Source organism: Candidatus Pelagibacter communis, assembly GCF_001180205.1.
In the GTDB taxonomy this organism is placed as follows: Bacteria; Pseudomonadota; Alphaproteobacteria; order Pelagibacterales; family Pelagibacteraceae; genus Pelagibacter; species Pelagibacter ubique_O.
Genome location: NZ_CVSU01000058.1, coordinates 1 through 1,591 on the forward strand (window position 1 = coordinate 1; position 1,591 = coordinate 1,591).

At 34.9% G+C, this 1,591-nt stretch carries 4 protein-coding genes and 1 pseudogene; 1 reads left to right on the plus strand and 4 read right to left on the minus strand.

All coding sequences use genetic code 11. The features are described from left to right. Positions 1–213, plus strand: a pseudogene (gene fusA / locus AMO08_RS02400) (elongation factor G); the annotation flags it as partial. On the opposite strand, the gene AMO08_RS02405 reads toward fusA, so the two are convergent. The 4 genes from AMO08_RS02405 to rpsE all read right to left on the minus strand — a co-directional run. After that, the gene (locus tag AMO08_RS02405) at positions 180–524 is read right to left on the minus strand and encodes a hypothetical protein (RefSeq protein ID WP_075484798.1); all 345 of its coding nucleotides are present in this window, start codon (positions 522–524) and stop codon (positions 180–182) included. The pseudogene fusA and the gene AMO08_RS02405 overlap by 34 nt on opposite strands. Beyond that, positions 521–961, minus strand: a complete 441-nt coding sequence (gene rplO, locus AMO08_RS02410; RefSeq protein ID WP_075484799.1) for a 50S ribosomal protein L15 — start codon at positions 959–961, stop codon at positions 521–523. The genes AMO08_RS02405 and rplO overlap by 4 nt, the downstream gene beginning before the upstream one ends. Next, complete coding sequence (rpmD, locus tag AMO08_RS02415; RefSeq protein WP_075484801.1) at positions 958–1,146, minus strand: 50S ribosomal protein L30; 189 nt, start codon at positions 1,144–1,146, stop codon at positions 958–960. The genes rplO and rpmD overlap by 4 nt, the downstream gene beginning before the upstream one ends. Before the next feature lies 1 nt (position 1,147). Next, the coding region (gene rpsE, locus AMO08_RS02420; RefSeq protein ID WP_075484803.1) for a 30S ribosomal protein S5 at positions 1,148–1,591 on the minus strand (444 nt) is incomplete at its 5' end.

The window sequence follows — 1,591 nt, forward strand, 5'->3', positions numbered from 1 at the left end:
GCTGGCTATCCTCTAGAAGATATTATTGTTACATTAATTGATGGAACATATCATGATGTTGATTCAAGTGAGATTGCATTTAAAGTTGCTGGTAGTATGGCATTGCGTGATGCAGCTAAAAAAGCAGGCCCTACTTTATTAGAACCCTTAATGGGGCTTGAGGTTGTAGTCCCAGAAGATTATTTAGGTTCTGTCATGGGTAATATTACTTCTCCTTCTTTCTGTAACCTTTGAAAATAAGGTAAAACAGCACCTAAGAGCTGAATAATGATTGATGCAGATATATATGGCATTATTCCAAGTGCAAAAATAGATGCCTGCGATAAAAATCCTCCTGCAAACATATCATAAAGTCCCAATAAAGAATTAGCATATCCCTGCATCATAGCTGCTAAGGCAGTTTTATCAATACCCGGAATCGGAATTTTTCCTCCCAAACGATAAACAAGGAGAAGTAACCCTGTAAAAATCAGTTTTTTCCTTAAATCTGGGATTCTAAAAATGTTGAGAAATTTATCTATCATTGAAAAATAGCCTTCCCACCCGATTTCTCTAATTTTTCAATTGCAGATTTACTAAACATATGAGCAGTGACTTCAATAGGTTTATCGATATTTCCATTCCCTAATATTTTTACTGGAATATTATCAAATTTAATGACATCATTTTTAACAAGTATTTCAGGATTTATTATATCAATTCCTAATTTTGAAATCCTATCTAAATTGACAATCTGTACAACTTTACGGAATCCATAATTTGAAAATCCTCTTTTTGGAAGACGTCGCATAAGAGGTGTCTGGCCACCTTCAAAATGAAATCTATTTTTTGTTCCTGATCTAGACTGATAGCCCTTATGACCTTTCCCTGCTGTACGCCCCTGTCCAGAAGCATTACCACGACCAATGCGCTTTGAATCTTTAATAGAACCTTTAGCAGGTTTTAATTTTGATAAACTCATTTAATATCCTCTACTTTTAGTAGATGATTGATACTAGTAATCATACCTTGTATAGCAGGTGAAATACTCTTAATTACACTACCATTCATTCTTTTAATTCCTAGGGCTTTTAGGGTAGATTTTGTCTGTCTGCGATATCCAATCGCAGATTTTATTTGAGTAATTTTTACTTTTTTTTCTGCCATTTTAATTAAATAATTCTTTTAGCGTAATTCCCCTCTGTCGTGCTACTGTCAAGGGATCTCTTAAAGTTTTAAGGCCATATGCAACAGCTTTTACTACATTAATTGCATTGGTTGATCCTGTATTTTTTGAAAGTATATTTGCAACACCTAATTGTTCCATAATAGCGCGAACCGGACCACCTGCAATAACACCTGTACCAGGTGAAGCTGGCTTTAACATAAGACGAACTGAACTATATTTAATATCAATCTTATGAGGGATTGTACCATTAATAAGTGATACCTTAAAAATAGATTTTTTGGCATTTTCACGTGCTTTATTAACAGCAGACGCCACTTCATTAGCCTTGCCAAATCCTAAGCCTACATGTCCTTTTCCATCTCCAACAACAACAACAGAATTAAAACGCATTGAACGACCACCTGTAGTAGCCTTCGATACTCG

Coding starts and splice junctions, on each gene's coding strand:
- AMO08_RS02405 (WP_075484798.1), bottom strand. CDS start 524: ATGATAGATAAATTTCTCAACATTTTTAGAATCCCAGATTTAAGGAAA.
- rplO (WP_075484799.1), bottom strand. CDS start 961: ATGAGTTTATCAAAATTAAAACCTGCTAAAGGTTCTATTAAAGATTCA.
- rpmD (WP_075484801.1), bottom strand. CDS start 1,146: ATGGCAGAAAAAAAAGTAAAAATTACTCAAATAAAATCTGCGATTGGA.